Origin of the sequence: Oerskovia sp. NPDC060338 (assembly GCF_042726295.1) — a bacterium.
GTDB lineage: Bacteria > Actinomycetota > Actinomycetes > Actinomycetales > Cellulomonadaceae > Oerskovia > Oerskovia merdavium.
Map to the genome: position 1 here is coordinate 1 of NZ_JBHXCQ010000004.1, position 16,752 is coordinate 16,752.

The window sequence follows — 16,752 nt, forward strand, 5'->3', positions numbered from 1 at the left end:
GCGGGGGGGTGGTGGTCGGCTCTTCGGTGTCGCGCGCACGCCGCACCGCCCGCGCTATTGCGCACGGGTCACCCCCCTCCTTTGTGGGGGTGGTTGGGCTGCCCCCCGCCGGGGGGGCCCCCCCCCCACCACGTACTCGGCGGAGAAAGGGGTGAGCACGACGGCGGCGCACCGGTCGAAGGACCGGTGCGCCGCCGTCGTGCTTCCGTGCGAGGGGTGCCTCAGCGCGGGGCCGTGCCCTCCGTCGGGGGTGTGGCGGGAGGCGTGTCGGTACCGGTCGGCGGGACGCCCGGGCTCTTGGGCTCGTCGACCGGCGGGACCTGGGTCGTGGGGACGCCCGGGCTCTTGGGCTCCTCGACGGGAGCCGCGTGGGTCGAGGTGCGGGTGGGCGGCGTGACCGGCGGCGTCGTGGGTGCCGGCGTCGTCGGGGCCGGGGTCACGGGTGCGGCCGGTGCGGCGTGCGCCGGTGTGTGGGTCGACGGTGCGGCCGACGAGAGCCCGCCGCCCGAGGTGTAGCCGCCCGGCGTCTCGACCGCGACCGCCGGACCGCTCCCGATCTTGCGGAGCGCGATCCCGATGAGGATGAACATGATGCCCAGCCCGATCACGAGGGCCGCGACGCCGAACGCGACGACCGAGGTGAAGAGCGAGGCGCGCAGGAACGACGCGTTCATGACCGTGGCGCGGCGCTCGTCGTCCTGCGGGAGCTCCGCGTACGTCATGCCGTCGCTCATCTCGAGCGCGTGCTTGTTGATGACCTCGGCCTGCGCGTAGGCGGAGAACGGGCCGCTGACGTGGGTCCCCGCGAGGAACGACGCGTCGTCGGACACCGTGATGTCCTCTGCCGACAGCTGCGAGGACACGACGCCCCACGTGACACCACCCGCGATGATCATGACGATTCCCGCGATGACGCTGAGGAGTCCGATGACTCCTACGCCCTTCGCGGGCCGAACCGTGACAGTGCTGGACATTGCGGTATCCCTCCCCGAGCCGGATCTTTGGTGTCAACGTAGCGACGTTTCGTCGTTTCCGCCGGACGAAAGGTCTGTTCGACGTCGAAACGGCGCACGCACGGGCAGGTCGGACACTCCGTCGATGGGAGAATCCGGGGGTGAGGATCACCCATGTGACGGACTGCTACCTGCCGCTGCTCGGCGGCATCGAGACCCAGGTGAGCCGTCTCGCGGCCCAGCAGGCCGCGGCGGGCCACGTCGTCGAGGTGGTCACCACGACGCCCGCGTCGCGGGGCGAGCACGGGGTGAGCACCGAGGTGCACGACGGCGTCACGATCCACCGCGTCGCAGCCCGGGTCCCTGGTGGCTACCCCGTGCATCCCCGCGCCGCCCACCACGTGACCCACCGCCTGCGCGCGTCGCGGCCCGACGTCGTGCACCTGCACATGGGCGTCCTGACGCCGTCCGTGCAGGCGTCGCTGAAGCCCGTCGCGCGCCTCGGCCTGCCCGCGGTCCTGACCGTGCACAGCGTGTGGGGGTCGGCCGAACCGTGGTTCGCCGCGCTCGACCGCGTCACGCACTGGTCGCGCCTCCCGATCCTGCTCTCGGCCGTGAGCGAGCTGACCGCGGCGCCGCTGCGGCGCATCGCGGGACCCGGCGTGCCCGTCGAGATCCTGCACAACGGGCTGGACCTCGACGAGTGGGCCGTGCCGCGCGTCGATCGCGACGCGCGGGGCGAGGGCAAGGCCGTCCACGTCGTCGCCGCGACCCGGTTCGCGCCGCGCAAGCGCGTGCTGCCCCTGCTCGAGTCGATCCGGCAGGCCGTCGAGCGTCTCCCCCACGACGCGCTGTTCGCGACGATCGCGGGCGAGGGCCCCGAGCTCGACGCGGCCCGGCGCTTCGTCAAGGAGCACGGGCTGTCCTCGACGGTCAGCCTCCCGGGACGGCTCGGGGCGCACGAGCTCAAGCGGCTCTACTCGCGCGCCGACGTGTTCCTGGCACCGGCCGTCCAGGAGTCCTTCGGGATCGCGGCGCTCGAGGCCCAGGCCGCGGGGCTCGCGGTGGTGACGCGCGCGGAGTCCGGGGTGGCCGAGCGCCTGACGGACGGGGTCGACGGGCTGCTCGCCGCCGACGACGCCGAGATGACCGAGCAGATCGTGCGGCTCGCGACGCAGGACGGCCTGCTCGACCGGATCGTCGCGCACAACCGCGAGGTCCGGCCGTCGAGCGGGTGGCCCAGCGTGCTCGCGGACGTCGAGAAGGCCTACGAGAAGGCGGCGGCATACCGCGAGGAGAAGGCCGCGCGAGGCTAGAACCGGGGCTGTGGGGCGCGGAGAGGTATAGGGCGAGCGCTACAGACTTGGTCGCCCACGGACGATCATGACCTGGCCCACCGGCTCCTGGCACACTGTGCAGGTTTCACCCTCATCGCCGTGACTTCACAGATCGGGTTTCCGTGCGCGCACTGTTCCGTCTCCCTCGGAACCACTGGATGATTGCCACCTTCTTGATCGCCGTCTGGTGGCCGATCGCCTTGGCGCTCCTCGCGGCCTACTGGATCTACATCGGATGGTGGTGGCACTACTTCATCGTCATGCCTCGACGCGCACGCCACTCGTTCAGTCACCGGTCCACGTGGACGGGACGCCCCACGGGGAATCCTGGTCGCTTGACTCCTCGAGAGGCCGAGCACCACGTGGCCGAGATCATGCGCTGGCTCGGCGAGACGTCGGCCCAGGCCACCGAAGCCACGAACGATGGGGGGCTCGACGTCGTCGGCCGGCACTACGCCGCCCAGGTGAAGCACTACCAAGGCTCGGTCGGGCGCCCCGCCGTGCAACAGCTCCTCGGAGCCTCCCGACCCGACCAGCTGACCCCGCTGTTCTTCACCTCGGGGCGGTACACCGATGCTGCTGTGGAGTTCGCTGATCGAACACTCGTCGCGTTGTTCGTCTACGACGCCCAGGCGCGCGATGTCGCCCCAGTGGGAACCACCGCGCGGACCCTGGCACAGCGCGGGCTGCGGTGCACGACGCCGCCGGACGTCCGCTGCCCGTGCGCGAACCGTCCACGATGAGGCGTCAGGCGCCCTGAGTCGACGCGCGCTCCGACGGCGCAAGGTGATTCTGCGGAGCCGCAACGATCGTCGTGGCTCCGTAGAAAACACCCTCACCCCTGGACCTCTGTTCCGCACGCGAGCGAGCACGTCCCCTGCCGCCCCCGAACCCGCCGCGACGACAACGAGCATCCCCAGGAACGCCGAAGGGCCGGCCCCGCAGATCGCTCTGCGCGGCCGGCCCTTCGCGGCTCAGCGGGAGGTCACTCCCACTCGATGGTGCCCGGCGGCTTGCTCGTCACGTCGAGCACGACGCGGTTGACGTCCTTGACCTCGTTCGTGATGCGCGTCGAGATGATCGCGAGCACGTCGTACGGCAGGCGCGTCCAGTCCGCGGTCATGGCGTCCTCCGAGGACACGGGGCGCAGCACGATCGGGTGACCGTAGGTGCGGCCGTCGCCCTGGACGCCGACCGAGCGGACGTCGGCCAGGAGCACCACGGGGCACTGCCAGATCTCGTCGTCCAGCCCGGCCTTGGTGAGCTCCTCGCGCGCGATCGCGTCCGCCGCGCGCAGGATCTCCAGGCGCTCGGCCGTGACCTCGCCGACGATGCGGATGCCGAGCCCGGGGCCGGGGAACGGCTGACGGGCCACGATGACCTCGGGTACGCCGAGCTCGCGCCCCACGGCGCGGACCTCGTCCTTGAACAGGGCTCGCAGCGGCTCGACGAGCGAGAACTGCAGGTCGTCGGGCAGGCCGCCCACGTTGTGGTGGCTCTTGATGTTCGCGGTGCCCTCGCCGCCGCCGGACTCGACGACGTCCGGGTACAGGGTGCCCTGCACGAGGAACTTGACCTCACCGCCGTGCTCGCCCGCGTCCGCGACGATGTCGCGCGCAGCCTGCTCGAACGCGCGGATGAACTCGCGGCCGATGATCTTGCGCTTGGTCTCGGGGTCCGAGTGGCCCGCGAGCGCCGAGAGGAAGCGCTGCTTCTCGTCCATGACGACGAGCTTGACGCCCGTGGCGGCCACGAAGTCGCGCTCGACCTGCTCGACCTCGCCCGCACGCAGCAGACCGTGGTCGACGAACACGCACGTGAGCTGGTCGCCTACGGCCTGCTGGACGAGTGCCGCGGCGACCGAGGAGTCGACGCCGCCGGACAGGCCGCAGATGACGCGTGCGTCGCCGACCTGCTCGCGGATGAGCGCGATCTGGTCCGCGATGACGTTGCCCGGGGTCCAGTCGCCGGCGAGGCCTGCGCCCTCGTACAGGAAGCGTTCGAGCACGGCCTGGCCGTGCGCGGAGTGCTTGACCTCGGGGTGCCACTGCACGCCGTACAGGCGCCGGCTGGTGTCCTCGAAGGCCGCGACCGGGGAGCCGGACGACGTCGCGAGGACCTCGAAGCCCTCGGGCGCCGCGTGCACGGCGTCGCCGTGGCTCATCCACGTGGTCTGGTGGTCGGGGGTCTCGGCGAGCAGGACGCCCGCGGAGCACACCTCGACCTCGGTGCCGCCGTACTCGCTGAGGCCGGTCTGCGCGACCTTGCCGCCGAGCGCCTGGGCCATGGCCTGGAAGCCGTAGCAGATGCCGAGGACGGGCACGCCTGCCTCGAACAGCGCGGGGTCCACGAAGGGCGCGCCCTGCGCGTACACGGACGACGGACCACCGGACAGGATGATCGCTGCCGGGTTCTTGGCGAGCATCTGCTCGACGGTGAAGGTGTGGGGGACGATCTCCGAGTACACCTTGGCCTCACGCACGCGACGCGCGATCAGCTGGGCGTACTGTGCGCCGAAGTCGACGACCAATACGGGCCGGGGGGCTGAGGGGGTGGGTGTCACCACCCCAGGATAGTTGGCTCGGCGCCGATCCCCGGCATCGGTCCACGACGTGCGACGGGGATCACTTCGCCGGGTCAGGCGGGCAGCCGCTCGCGCAGCTCGCGAGCAGCCCGCTCGGGGTCGGCCGCGCCCGTGATCGCGCGGACCACGACGATGCGCTCGGCCCCCGCGGCGAGCACCTGGTCGAGGCGGGCCGGGTCGACGCCCCCGATCGCGAACCACGGCGTGGTCGGCGCCGACGCGGCGACCTCTCGCAGCAGGTCGAGCCCGACGGCGTCGCGCCCCGGCTTGGTCGGCGTGGCCCAGAGCGGGCCCACGCAGAAGTAGTCGACCTCGGGGTCGGCCTCGGCGGCCGCCGCCTGCGCGAGCGAGTGCGTCGAACGGCCCAGCACCGGGCCCTGCCCCAGGAGGGACCGGACCGCGGGCACGGGCAGGTCGCCCTGGCCCGTGTGCACCACGGGTGCCCCGGCGAGCAGCGCGACGTCGGCCCGGTCGTTGACGGCCCACAGGGCCCCGTGCTCGGTCGCGACGCGCGCGACGGTCTCCTGGAGCTCGAGCTCGCGCGCGACGTCGAGCCCCTTGTCGCGCAGCTGGACGACGTCGACGCCGCCCGCGAGCGCCGCGTGCAGGAAGTCCTCCAGGTCTCCGCGCTCCTCGCGCGCGTCGGTGCACAGGTACAGCCGGGCGGCCGCGAGCCGGGAGCGGGCGCCGTCTCCCGCCGAGGTGTCGACGGGGCGGGGCGCGGGGTGGGTGGTCGTCACGCGCCCAGGGTAGGCCGCGCGGACCGGTCGGTCACTCGGGTGCGTTCCCGGTGGACCCTCCGTGCCGGAAGGGCGTGGTCACTCCCCGGTACACGAGGTGGGTCACCATGCCCTGCGCGGCGTGGTCGAGGTTGTGGCAGTGGTCCATCCAGATCCCCGGGTTGTCGGCGAGGAGCTCGACCTCCCAGACCTCGCCCGGACGGACGTCGAACGTGTCGCGCAGCACCGCGGCGCCGGTCGGTTCCCGCCCGTCGACCGAGAGCACCCTGACGTGGTGCCCGTGCGGGTGCATGGGGTGGGTCTCCGAGCTCCGGTTCACGATGCGCAGGAGGACGCGGTCCCCCTCGTCGACGACGGTCGAGGGGACGTGGGGGTACACCTTCCCGTCGATCGTGTACCCGTACACCGGCACGCCGCCGTCGAACCGTGGCAGGCGGTCCAGGACGAGCGTCGCGGTCACGTCGGGTGCGGGTGCGGTGCCAGGTCCGGCCCCGGCCCCGCCCTCGGGCGGCGAACCGTAGGCCAGCAGGTCGAGGTCCTCGTCGGGGACGGCCCACCGGTCCGCGTCCCCCGGGGCGGCGTCGGCGTCGGCGCCCGCCCCGGCGTCGGGCACGAGCTCCAGGCCGATGTCCTCCTCGCCGTCGACCGCCAGGCGCACGGGGTGGGAGGGCATGGTGAGCTCGACGTCGTAGCGGCCTCCCGCCGGGACGCGCAGCGCGAGGCCGCTCACCTCCTCGGCGCCGGGAACGTCCGTGCCGTCGACGGCGACCACACGGAAGCCGGCCCCGTCCACCCCGATCCGGTGCGGCACCTGGTCGGCGTCGAGGAGCCGCAGCCGTACCCGTTGCCCGGGCGTGGCCGCGAGCTGCTCGACCTCGTCGCTGCCCGCGAGCGTCGTCGTGCCGCTGAGGGTGTGGACCGGGAGCACCAGGTCGAGGTCGGCGACCGGGCCCGAGGCCGGGAGCACGACGAGCGTGCCGAAGAGCCCCCGGCGCACCCCGTCGGACGAGCTCTGGTGCGTGTGGTACCAGTACGTCCCGGGCTGGTCCGCGACGAACCGGTAGGTGAAGGACCGCCCGGGCAGGACGGCGTCCTGCGTCACGCCCGCGACCCCGTCCTCGCCGTTGGGCACGTCGTAGCCGTGCCAGTGCACGCTGACGCCCGCCCGGACGTCCTCGTTGTGGAGCTCGACCTCGACGACCTGCCCGACCTGGGCCCGGATCTCGGGCCCCGGCAGGGAGCCGAAGCTCCAGGCCTGCACCACCTCTCCCGACGGGAGGGTCAGGTCCGACTCGCGGGCCGTGAGGGTCACCGGCACCCGCTGCCCGGGAACGTCCGCGGGGGTCCGGAGCTCGGTCACGTCCACGGTCGGGGCGCCGCCGCCCGCAGCCGAGAGCTCGTCGGTCGCGGGCTCGTCCGCGGCGTGTCCGCTCCCGGTGTGCGCTCCCGTGCCCGGGGCTGCGGCGCCCGCGGCCCCGACGGCACCGGGACCGACCACCTCGAGATGCACCTCTGCCCGGCTCGCCCACCAGGCGAGCCCGAGCGGCAGGAGCAGCACGAACGCCGCGGCGAGGCTCACGCCCCGCACGACGCCCGCGTCACGCCCGGCGAGCACGAGCCACGTCACGAGGGTCGCGGCCGCGACGAGGAGCACGACGACGCCCCCGCTGAGGGGCCCGACGGGGTAGCCGACCACCAGCACGAGGACCAGCTCCCCGGCGGTGGCGTACGCCGCCCCGAGGAGGCAGGCCTGGCGCGCCGGCATCGCTGGACGGCCCCTGCCGACGACGAGCACGACGAGCGCGAGCACCGCCCCGCCGACGGCGAGCGGGAGCCCGACGAGCACCTTCTCCTGGACGAACCACCACCCGTGCCCGCCCAGCAGGACCACGACCCCGACACGCAGCACGAGCGCCACGGTCGCGAGCGCGACCCACGGGCCGCGCCGCGGCCGGAGCGCGGCGAGCACCCACCCGGCCCCGCCCGCGAGGGCGAGGACCAGGTAGACGAGCTGGAGGGCGGGGACGGTCACCGTCAGACGTTCCCGGGGGCGGTGGTCGACGCCGGGCTGGGCACGCGCCCTTCCATCACGAGCGCCCGAGCCCTGGACGCGACGGTCCCCGTGACGCCGAGGATCGCGAGCCCGTTGAGGGCGTGGAAGCCGAGCATGACGGTGCCCGCCGTGGTGATCTCACCGGGGGGCGGCTCCGACCCCGTGAGGACTCCGGTGAGGATGAACAGGATCGTCTGGAACAGCAGGAGGCCGAACCCGAGCACGGCCAGCCACACGGTGCGTCTCCCGGCCTTGGCGAGGGCGGCGAACACGATCGACAGGATCATCAGCAGGGGCAGCACGATGCGGCCGCTCGTCCCGTGGATCGCGAAGAGCTCGTCGTCGGGGTCGCTGAACACGCCGACGGCGGCGAAGTAGAACTGCATGACCACGGCGACGACCACGAGGACGCTGATCACGAGGAATGTCTTGCGCATGAGGAGCTCCACCTGAAGCGGGGAAGGTGGGCGGGCCGCTCGGGTCCGCGGCGGGGCGGTCGATGCTCGACCGCTCGGGGAGGCCGTCCCTGGAGGGAGGTCGCACGCACGGGAGTCGGATGTCCCAGCGGATACACCGAGAGAGGTCGGCAACGCCCCGGTTGATACACGGTCGGCGACCGGACGCGTGCGTTGTAGGGTGGCCGCGAAGCACGGGAGCCCCGCACGGGGCTGAGAGGGCGAGAGCCGACCGTCGAACCTGATCTGGGTCATGCCAGCGAAGGGAGCGAGCGCATGTGCGCAGCCCTGTCCACCGACCACCCTGCACTGCCCGCGCGCCCACCGGGGCGCGGCGAGAGCCCGCGGGGCGTGCCGCCGTCGGGCGCGGTGGGGCGAGCCGCGCCCGCCCACCGGAGGACCACGGACGAGAGGCCCGACGGCGCCACGGACGTCCTCGTCGTGGGCGGCGGCATCGTGGGGCTCACCGCGGCCTGGCGGGCCTCTCGCGCGGGCCTGCGCGTCACCGTCCTGGACCCTTCCCCCGGAGACGGCGCTACCCACGCCGCGGCCGGGATGCTGGCGCCCGTGACCGAGGCCGACTTCGGCGAGGAGGCCGCGCTGCGCCTGGGCTCCGACTCCGCGGCGCGCTGGCCGGTGTTCGCGGCCGAGCTCGAGGCGGACTCGGGGCTGAGCGTGGGCCTGCGGACGACCGGGACCCTCACGCTGGCCTACGACGGCGACGACCTCGCGCTCGGGCGCCGCGTGCGCGCGCTGCAGGAGGCATGGGGGCTCGACTCGACCGAGATCTCGGTCGCCGCGGCGCGCGAGCGGGAGCCGCTCGTCGGTCCGCGCGTCGCCGGGGCGTTCTGGGCGCCCGGCGACCACCAGGTCGACCCGCGCGCGGTGCACCGCGCCCTGACCGCAGCCCTCGCGCGGGACCCGCGTGCCGCCGTCGTGCACCGCCGGGCGGTGCGGCTGCTCCGCTCGACGGGCCTCGGCACTCCCGTGACCGGAGCCCTCGACGACGCGGGGGTCGAGCACCGCGCGGGAACCGTGGTCCTCGCGGCGGGCGCGGACTCGGGCGACCTGCTCGGGGACGTCCCCGAGGTGTGCGCCCCGACCCGTCCGGTGAAGGGGCAGACGCTGCGGCTCGACGCCCCCGCGTGGTTCACGCTCGACCACGTGGTGCGCGGGATCGTGCAAGGGCGTCCGGTGTACGTCGTACCGCGTACGCCTGGACCCGACGGGCACCGCGAGGTCGTGGTCGGCGCGACGAGCGAGGAGCACCCCGACGACCGGCGTGCGACCGCGGGCGGCGTCTTCGCGCTCCTGCGCGACGCGCGCGCCCTGCTTCCCGGGCTGGACGAGCTGGCTCTCGTCGAGGTCACGCCGCGCGTGCGACCGGGCACCCCGGACAACATGCCGTTCCTGGGGCCCACCACCGTTCCCGGCCTGGTCCTCGCGACCGGCCACTACCGCAACGGCGTGCTGCTCGCTCCCGTCACGGCGGCCGCGATCGACGCGGTCCTGACCGGGGAGCCGGTGCCGTCCGCGGTCGCGGCGATCGACCCGCTGCGCTTCTCGCCCACCCCTACCCCCGCGAGACAGAGGCTCGCGTCGAGGTAGCGGGGCGGGCCCCTCTCCCTCGACGGCAGACCTCTACCTCGGCGACCCACCTCCTGGAGGACCGCATGACCCACCCGACTCTCCCCGCGGCCACCGGTGCGCGGCCCACGAACCCGCCCGCGACCGGGAGCGCCCTCGTCAACGGCGAGCACCACCCGCTCACCGCCCCGACGACCGTCGCAGCCCTCGTGGCCGCGCTGCTGCCCGAGCTCGTCGGGGACAGCGGAGACGTCCCCCGGGGCGTCGCGGTCGCGATCGACGACGCCGTGCTCCCCCGCAGCACGTGGCCGTCCACGACCCTGCGCGACGGCGACCGCGTCGAGGTCGTCACGGCGGTGCAGGGTGGTTGAGGCGGCGCGCGGCACGACCGGCGCGCCCGGTCCGGCGCACGCCGGTTCCCCGGCAGCGGACCCTCTCGTCGTCGCGGGCGTCCCCCTCGGCTCCCGCCTGGTCATGGGCACGGGCGGCGCGGCGAACCTGCTGACGCTCGAGGACGCCCTCGTGGCGTCCGGGACCGCGCTCACGACCGTCGCGATGCGCCGCGTCGCGAGGGTGCGCCCGACAGCTGACCGAGCCCGCCCGGGCACCGCAGGCGCGGGCGGTGGTGCGGGCGGTGGTGCGGGCGGTGGTGCGGGCGGCGGTGCGGGCGGTGGTGCGGGCGAGACCGGGATCTGGGGGCTGCTCGAGCGCCTCGGCATCCGTGCCCTGCCCAACACCGCGGGCTGCTTCTCGGCCAAGGAGGCCGTCCTCACGGCCCACCTCGCGCGCGAGGCGTGCGGCACGGACTGGGTCAAGCTCGAGGTGATCGCCGACGACGTGACGCTCCTGCCCGACCCGATCGGGCTCGTCCAGGCCGCCGAGACCCTGGTCCGCGACGGCTTCGTCGTGCTGCCGTACACCAACGACGACCCGATCCTCGCGCGGCGCCTCGAGGACGTGGGGTGCGCTGCGGTCATGCCGCTCGGGGCGCCCATCGGGTCGGGGCTCGGCATCCTCAACCCGCGCAACATCGCGGCCATCACGTCGGCCGCGCGGGTGCCTGTGATCCTGGACGCGGGGATCGGGACCGCGTCGGAGGCCGCGCACGCCCTGGAGCTCGGGTGCGACGGGGTTCTCCTGGCCACCGCGGTCACGCGTGCCGCCGACCCGGTGCGGATGGCCAGGGCCATGCGGCTCGCGGTCGAGGCGGGTCGTCTCGCGGCGCTCGCGGGCCGCATCCCGCGGCGCGAGCAGGCGCTCGCGAGCTCGCCGGTCGACGGGATGGTGGGCCGAGCCGGGGCCGTCGGCGCCGGGTCGCCTGCCGGGCTCACGGGGGCCGGGGTGCTGGGCGGAGGGAACCTCGACCTGGCGCTGTGACCGGTGCGCCGAGGGAGAGGATTCTCGTCGAGGTAGAGGGCGCTGGCCCTCTACCTCGACGGCAGGCCTCTACCTCGGCAGAGGATCAGAGGATCAGTACGTCGGGCGCCCCGGCTCGACGTCCCGCACCCACGCCAGGATCCCGCCCTCGACGTTGCGCGCGTCGACGCCCGCGGCCCGTGCGAGGCTCGCGACGCGGTCGGAGCGGCCTCCGACCTTGCACAGCACCGCGACGGTCCGGTCCCGCGGCAGGTCCGCGAGCGCCGCCCCGGCGCCCGGTCCCGCGTAGATCCCGCTCGGCACCACGCGGGCGCCGTCGATCCCCACGATCTGCGTCTCCCAGTCCTCGCGCACGTCGAGCAGCAGCAGGTCGTCGGTGGGGTCGGCGAGGCGCGCGGCGAGCTCGCGGGCCGTCAGGCTCGTCGGGGACTCAGCCCCCACGCGGCCCGACGACGCCGCTCCCCCTCCAGGGACTGACGCACCGAGGGCGTCGGCCGCGTCGAGCGGGAGCGCGTTCCCAGCGGTGGTCGGCTCCCCCGGCACCCTGGCGAGGTCGACGACGAGGCGACCCTCCGCCGTCGGGCCGGAGAAGAGGTCGCCGGCGACCGGCGGGCCGCCCGTGACGCCCGCCACGGTCGCGGGGGTGGCGGACGGGCCCAGCCCGCAGAACGCCTCGTAGGCGTGGTCCCCGGCCAGCAGCCCGGTGACGGGCACGCGCTGCGGGTCGGCGCGGACCGTGAGGTGGCGCCACGTGAGCTCGAGCGAGTCGTAGACCGCGAGGCGTCCCAGGAGCGTGCGTCCGGCACCCGTGACGAGCTTGACCGCCTCGGTCGCCATGACCGAGCCGATCGTCCCGCACATGGCACCGAGGACTCCGCCCGTCGCGCAGTCGGGGACCGTGCCGGGCGGCGGTGGCTCGGGGAACACGTCGCGGTAGACCACACCCTCGCCACCGGGGGGTGTCGCCCAGAAGACGCTGACCTGGCCCTGGAACCGGAAGATCGAGCCCCACACGCACGGGATGCCCGCGATCTCCGCGGCGTCCCCCACGAGGTAGCGGGTCGCGAAGTTGTCGGTCCCGTCGAGGACCAGGTCGTAGCCGGCCAGGACGTCCAGGACGTTGTCCGCGCCGAGTCGCTGCTCGTGCAGGCGGACGGTCACGTGCGGGTTGACCTCGGCGATCGCGTCCCGAGCCGAGGCGACCTTGGGCCGTCCCACGTCCGAGCCGCCGTGGATCACCTGGCGCTGGAGGTTGGAGACCTCGACGCGGTCGTCGTCGACGATCCCGAGCGTGCCGACGCCTGCCGCCGCGAGGTAGAGCAGCGCGGGGCTGCCCAGCCCGCCCGCGCCCACGACCAGGACGCGCGCGGCGCGCAGCCGTTGCTGGCCCTCGATCCCGATGCCCGGCAGCGCGAGGTGCCGCGAGTACCGGGCGAGCTCCTCAGGGCCGAGCGGCTCGGTCGAGGGCGCGACCAGCGGCGGCAGCGAGGTCATCGTGCGTACTGCTCCACGAGGGCGTCGAGCTTGGCCTCGGCCTCGCGGTGGACCTTCTTCTCCAGGATGAAGGACATGACCGGCACGACACCGGCGAACACCATGCTGGTCAGTCGGCCCCAGCTCCAGCGCATCTTGGACCACAGGTCGAGGACCGTGACGAGGTAGACCACGTAGACCCACCCGTGCGCGAACGGGATCCAGCCGACGAAGCGCATCACGCCGTCGACGTCGACGAACGCGCCCACGCCGTACTTGACGATCATCTCGACGCACAGGATCAGGAGCATCACACCGGTGATGAGGGCCATCACGCGGTAGCGGGCGAGCGCGCCGCGGGCCTTGCGGACCGCACGGTCGACGACCTCCTGCGCGGGGGCCTGCGCCACGGCGTCGGAGGTCTGCTGCGTGCCGGCGGGGTCGGGCGTGGTCATGGGAAGGTTTCCTTACGCTGTGCGAAAATCCGTGGCTCGGTGTCGGTGGCCACACCTAATGTTAGTGACCGTGCGACCCCTCCCCCTCCCCGACCCGGGCACCCCTCCGCTCACCGGCCCTGGCGCCCTCCTCTGGTGGCTCGCCCGCCGCCAGTGGGGCATCCTCACGGTCGCCGTCCTGCTCGGGATGGTCACGTTCGGGTGCCAGGCCGTCATGCCCTACGTGCTCGGCCGAGCGCTCGACGAGGGACTGACCGAGGGCTTCGGCGCGGTCCTGCTGGGCTGGGCCGCGGTCATGCTCGGGATCGGCGTCGTCCAGGTGGCCGCCGCCGCGGTCGGGCACCGGTTCGACATCGAGAACTGGCTGCGTGCGGCCTTCACCACCTCACAGCTCGTCGGGGACACCGTGGCCCGTTCGGGGCACACCATCACCGACGAGCTCCCCACGGGAGAGGTCGTCTCGGCCGTCGCGTCAGACGCGCTGCGCGTGGGCGAGGTCTACGCGATCGCGGCGCGGTTCGCGGGCTCGCTCATGGCGTACGCGGTCGTCGCGGGCATCATGCTGAGCACCTCGTTCCAGCTGGGGCTCGTCGTGGTCCTCGGCCTGCCCGTCGTCGCGGGCATCCTCGCGTTCCTCGTCAAGCCGCTCCAGCAGCGCCAGGCCGCCCAGCGCGAGGCCTCGGGCCGGCTCACGACGCTCGGCGCGGACACCGTCTCGGGCCTGCGCATCCTGCGCGGCATCGGCGGCGAGAAGGTCTTCACGGACCGCTACCGCACCCAGTCGCAGGACGTGCGCCGTACGGGGGTGCGCGTCGCGACGACGCAGTCCTACCTCGACGCGCTCCAGGTCCTGCTGCCGGGGCTGTTCGTGGCCCTGGTCCTCTACCTGGGCGCGCACGCCGCGGTGCGCGGGGAGATCAGCCCGGGGCAGCTCGTGGCGTTCTACGGCTACGCGGCGTTCCTGTCGTGGCCCCTGCAGATCGCGACGCAGACGCTCCAGGCCACGACGCGTGCGCACGTCGCCGCGAAGAAGCTCATCAAGGTCCTCTCGGTCGTCCCGGCGACGGGCGCGGCGCCCGGCACCTCCTCGGCGCCGCCCGCAGGTTCGGTGCTGGTCGACGACGCGAGCGGCGTCGAGCTCGCACCCGGCCGGGTCGTCGCGCTCGTGAGCGTGGACCCGGACGAGTCGGCGCGCATCGCCACGCGCATGGGCCGGTTCGACGACGTCGCGGAGGCGGGCACGCCCGTGCACCTGGGCGGGGTCCGGCTCGCGGACCTCGACAAGGACGTGGTGCGCGAGCGCATCGTCGTCGCCGAGGCCACGCCGCACCTGTTCTCGGGCGTGCTCGGCGAGGAGCTCGACGTGCGCGGCGGGAACCTCGAGGCCGAGCTGATGCGCGCCATCATGATCGCCGACGCGCACGACGTCCTGGACTCGGTCCCGGACGGCCTCGCGGGCGACCTCCCGGAGAAGGGCCGGTCCCTGTCCGGCGGCCAGCGACAGCGCGTGGCGCTGGCGCGCGCGATCCTCACCGACCCGGAGATCCTGATCCTGATCGAGCCCACGAGCGCGGTCGACGCCCACACCGAGGCCCGCATCGCCGAGCGCCTCGCCGAGGTCCGGCGCGGACGCACCACGCTCGTCGTGACCGCGAGCCCGCTCGTCCTCGACCACGTGGACGACGTCCTGTTCGTCGAGGACGGCCGCGTCGTGACCCACGGGACGCACCGCGAGCTCCTGCACCGGCCCCGCGGCGCGCACCAGGGCGAGCAGGCCGCTCGCTACCGTGCCGTCGTCGGGCGCTCGATGGACGAGCCCGCCGCCACGCCGCCCGGCGAGGACGTCGAGGGCGCGCACGGGACCGACCACCTGACCTCGAGCTCCCCCGAGCTCTCCGACGCCTCGAAGGGCGTGTCATGAAGCTGCCCATCGCCGACGGCCCCACCGTCCGCAAGCACACCGCCTACCTGGTCCGCGAGCACCGTGGGACGCTGATCGGTCTCGCGGTCCTGCACACCGTCGCCGCGGTCGCCGGGCTCGCGGGACCGTGGATCCTGGGCCGGCTCGTCGACGCCGTGACCCAGGGCACCACGGCCGGATACGTGAACCAGGTCATCGCGATCGGCGTGGTCGCGGTGATCGTCCAGGCCGTGCTCATCCGCTACGCGCAGAAGGCCTCGATGATCTTCGGCGAGGCCGTGTTCGCCGAGCTCCGCGAGGACTTCCTCGAGACCGTCACGACGCTGCCGCTGTCGACCGTCGAGCGCGCGGGCACGGGCGACCTCGTCGCGCGCACCACGAACGACGTCAACCGCATCCAGCACGCCGTGCGGTTCGGCGTGCCGCGCCTGATCGTCGCGGTCGTGACGATCCTGCTCACGGTCGTCGCGAGCCTGCTCACGTCGCCGCTCGTCGCGGTCGCGCTGTTCGTGGGCGTGCCGCTCATGGTCGTCGTCTCGCGCTGGTACCTGCGCCGGGCCTCTCCGGGCTACCAGCGCGAGTCCGCGGCCTACGCGGCGCTCAACGGCACCATCACCGAGTCGGTCGAGGGTGCGCGGACGGTCGACGCCCTGCGGCTCGGCGCACGCCGCCGGGCCCGGGTCCAGGCGGACCTGCGCGAGGCCTTCGCGGCCGAGAGGTACACGCTGAACCTGCGGACCGTGCTCTTCCCCGCGGTCGACTTCACGTTCGTCCTCGCGCCCGTCGCGGTCATCGTGTGGGGCGGCTACATGATCTCCACGGGGCACGCGACGCTCGGCGCCGTGACGACCATCGCGATGTACGCGTTCCAGCTCGCGGGGCCCGTGTGGGAGCTCATCTTCTGGCTCGACGAGATCCAGGTCGCCGCGACCTCGCTCGCCCGCATCGTCGGCGTCAAGCTCGTCGACAGCGACCGCGAGGCCGGGGACGAGGTCCCCACCGACGAGCACGTCGTGGCCTGCAAGGTCGAGTACGCCTACCGCGCGGGGCACAACGTGCTGCACGGGATCGACCTGGACCTGCGGGTCGGCGAACGCCTCGCCGTGGTCGGCCCCTCGGGCGCGGGCAAGTCGACCCTGGGACGCATGCTCGCGGGCATCCACCCGCCCACGGGCGGGTCGGTCCAGGTGGGCGGTGTCGACCTGGTCGACCTGCCGCTCGACGACCTGCGCCGCCACGTCGCCCTGGTCACCCAGGAGCACCACGTGTTCGTGGGCTCGCTCGCGGACAACCTCCGCCTGGCCGACGAGAAGGCCGACGACGAGCAGCTGCTCGCCGCACTGGCCGCGGTTGACGCCCGCGGCTGGGTCGAGTCCCTGCCGGAGGGGCTCGCGACCGGGGTCGGCTCGGGAGGGCACGTGCTGACCCCCGCGCAGGCGCAGCAGGTGGCGCTCGCGCGGCTCGTCCTGCTGGACCCGCACACGCTGATCCTCGACGAGGCCACCTCGCTGCTGGACCCGCGAGCAGCCCGGCACCTCGAGCGCTCGCTCAACGCGGTGCTCGAGGGGCGCACGGTCGTCGCGATCGCGCACCGTCTGCACACCGCGCACGACGCCGACCGGGTCGCGGTCGTCGACGGGGGCCGCATCACCGAGATCGGCCCGCACGACGAGCTCGTCGCCGCAGGCGGCGACTACGCCCGGCTCTGGAAGTCCTGGCAGCAGGAATAGCCGCACCTGCGCGCTGAGCCACCTCCCACCGCGAGGGCAGCTCACGACGCGTGCGCGCACCTCTCGGGGCGTGACCGGATCCCGGTC

General features: G+C 73.9%; 14 protein-coding genes and 1 riboswitch. Of the genes, 7 read left to right on the forward strand and 7 right to left on the reverse strand.

The annotated features are described in order from the left end of the window. Positions 1-221: 221 nt before the first annotated feature. Positions 222-974 carry a hypothetical protein gene (locus ACFWGN_RS05825; protein WP_377616087.1) on the reverse strand — a complete coding sequence of 251 codons (753 nt, stop codon included), beginning with the start codon at positions 972-974 and terminating at the stop codon, positions 222-224. A gap of 140 nt (positions 975-1,114) precedes the next feature. On the opposite strand from ACFWGN_RS05825, the gene ACFWGN_RS05830 reads away from it, so the two are divergent. Next, on the forward strand, positions 1,115-2,269 hold the full coding sequence (locus tag ACFWGN_RS05830) for a glycosyltransferase family 4 protein (protein ID WP_377616088.1): 1,155 nt from the start codon (positions 1,115-1,117) through the stop codon (positions 2,267-2,269). Between the two features lie 179 nt (positions 2,270-2,448). Next, the gene (locus ACFWGN_RS05835; protein WP_377616090.1) at positions 2,449-3,033 is read left to right on the forward strand and encodes a restriction endonuclease; all 585 of its coding nucleotides are present in this window, start codon (positions 2,449-2,451) and stop codon (positions 3,031-3,033) included. Positions 3,034-3,275: 242 nt separating this feature from the next. Here the strand turns inward: ACFWGN_RS05835 and guaA are convergent, their stop codons facing one another. The 4 genes from guaA to ACFWGN_RS05855 form a co-directional block, all read right to left on the reverse strand. Beyond that, the gene (guaA, locus tag ACFWGN_RS05840) at positions 3,276-4,853 is read right to left on the reverse strand and encodes a glutamine-hydrolyzing GMP synthase (RefSeq protein WP_377616091.1); all 1,578 of its coding nucleotides are present in this window, start codon (positions 4,851-4,853) and stop codon (positions 3,276-3,278) included. A 74-nt stretch (positions 4,854-4,927) separates the two neighbouring features. After that, positions 4,928-5,614 (reverse strand): thiamine phosphate synthase, encoded by a 687-nt coding sequence (thiE, locus tag ACFWGN_RS05845; RefSeq protein WP_377616092.1) that lies wholly within the window; start codon positions 5,612-5,614, stop codon positions 4,928-4,930. A 31-nt stretch (positions 5,615-5,645) separates the two neighbouring features. After that, positions 5,646-7,646 carry a multicopper oxidase family protein gene (locus ACFWGN_RS05850; protein WP_377616093.1) on the reverse strand — a complete coding sequence of 667 codons (2,001 nt, stop codon included), beginning with the start codon at positions 7,644-7,646 and terminating at the stop codon, positions 5,646-5,648. Positions 7,647-7,648: 2 nt separating this feature from the next. Beyond that, on the reverse strand, positions 7,649-8,104 hold the full coding sequence (locus ACFWGN_RS05855; RefSeq protein WP_377616095.1) for a DUF6220 domain-containing protein: 456 nt from the start codon (positions 8,102-8,104) through the stop codon (positions 7,649-7,651). A gap of 210 nt (positions 8,105-8,314) precedes the next feature. Further along, positions 8,315-8,392, forward strand: a riboswitch (TPP riboswitch). A 6-nt stretch (positions 8,393-8,398) separates the two neighbouring features. On the opposite strand from ACFWGN_RS05855, the gene thiO reads away from it, so the two are divergent. The 3 genes from thiO (at position 8,399) to ACFWGN_RS05870 (ending at position 11,086) form a co-directional block, all read left to right on the forward strand. Next, a complete protein-coding gene (gene thiO, locus ACFWGN_RS05860; RefSeq protein WP_377616097.1) occupies positions 8,399-9,730 on the forward strand; it encodes a glycine oxidase ThiO in 1,332 nt (443 codons plus the stop codon). Between the two features lie 65 nt (positions 9,731-9,795). Next, positions 9,796-10,080 carry a sulfur carrier protein ThiS gene (gene thiS / locus ACFWGN_RS05865; RefSeq protein WP_377616098.1) on the forward strand — a complete coding sequence of 95 codons (285 nt, stop codon included), beginning with the start codon at positions 9,796-9,798 and terminating at the stop codon, positions 10,078-10,080. 103 nt (positions 10,081-10,183) lie between these two features. After that, positions 10,184-11,086, forward strand: coding sequence for a thiazole synthase (locus ACFWGN_RS05870; RefSeq protein WP_377616309.1), 903 nt, complete (start codon positions 10,184-10,186; stop codon positions 11,084-11,086). 93 nt (positions 11,087-11,179) lie between these two features. On the opposite strand, the gene moeB is transcribed toward ACFWGN_RS05870, so the two are convergent. Next, positions 11,180-12,580, reverse strand: a complete 1,401-nt coding sequence (gene moeB, locus ACFWGN_RS05875) for a molybdopterin-synthase adenylyltransferase MoeB (RefSeq protein WP_377616099.1) — start codon at positions 12,578-12,580, stop codon at positions 11,180-11,182. Then, positions 12,577-13,014 carry a DUF3817 domain-containing protein gene (locus tag ACFWGN_RS05880; protein ID WP_377616100.1) on the reverse strand — a complete coding sequence of 146 codons (438 nt, stop codon included), beginning with the start codon at positions 13,012-13,014 and terminating at the stop codon, positions 12,577-12,579. Before ACFWGN_RS05880 ends, moeB begins: the two co-directional genes overlap by 4 nt. Positions 13,015-13,072: 58 nt before the next feature. Between ACFWGN_RS05880 and ACFWGN_RS05885 the strand changes: the two genes are divergently transcribed. Together ACFWGN_RS05885 and ACFWGN_RS05890 are read left to right on the forward strand one after the other, a co-directional pair. Beyond that, entirely contained in the window at positions 13,073-14,935 is a 1,863-nt protein-coding gene (locus tag ACFWGN_RS05885) for an ABC transporter ATP-binding protein (protein WP_377616101.1), read from the forward strand. Next, positions 14,932-16,665 (forward strand): ABC transporter ATP-binding protein, encoded by a 1,734-nt coding sequence (locus tag ACFWGN_RS05890; protein WP_377616102.1) that lies wholly within the window; start codon positions 14,932-14,934, stop codon positions 16,663-16,665. The genes ACFWGN_RS05885 and ACFWGN_RS05890 overlap by 4 nt, the downstream gene beginning before the upstream one ends. Positions 16,666-16,752 lie beyond the last annotated feature (87 nt).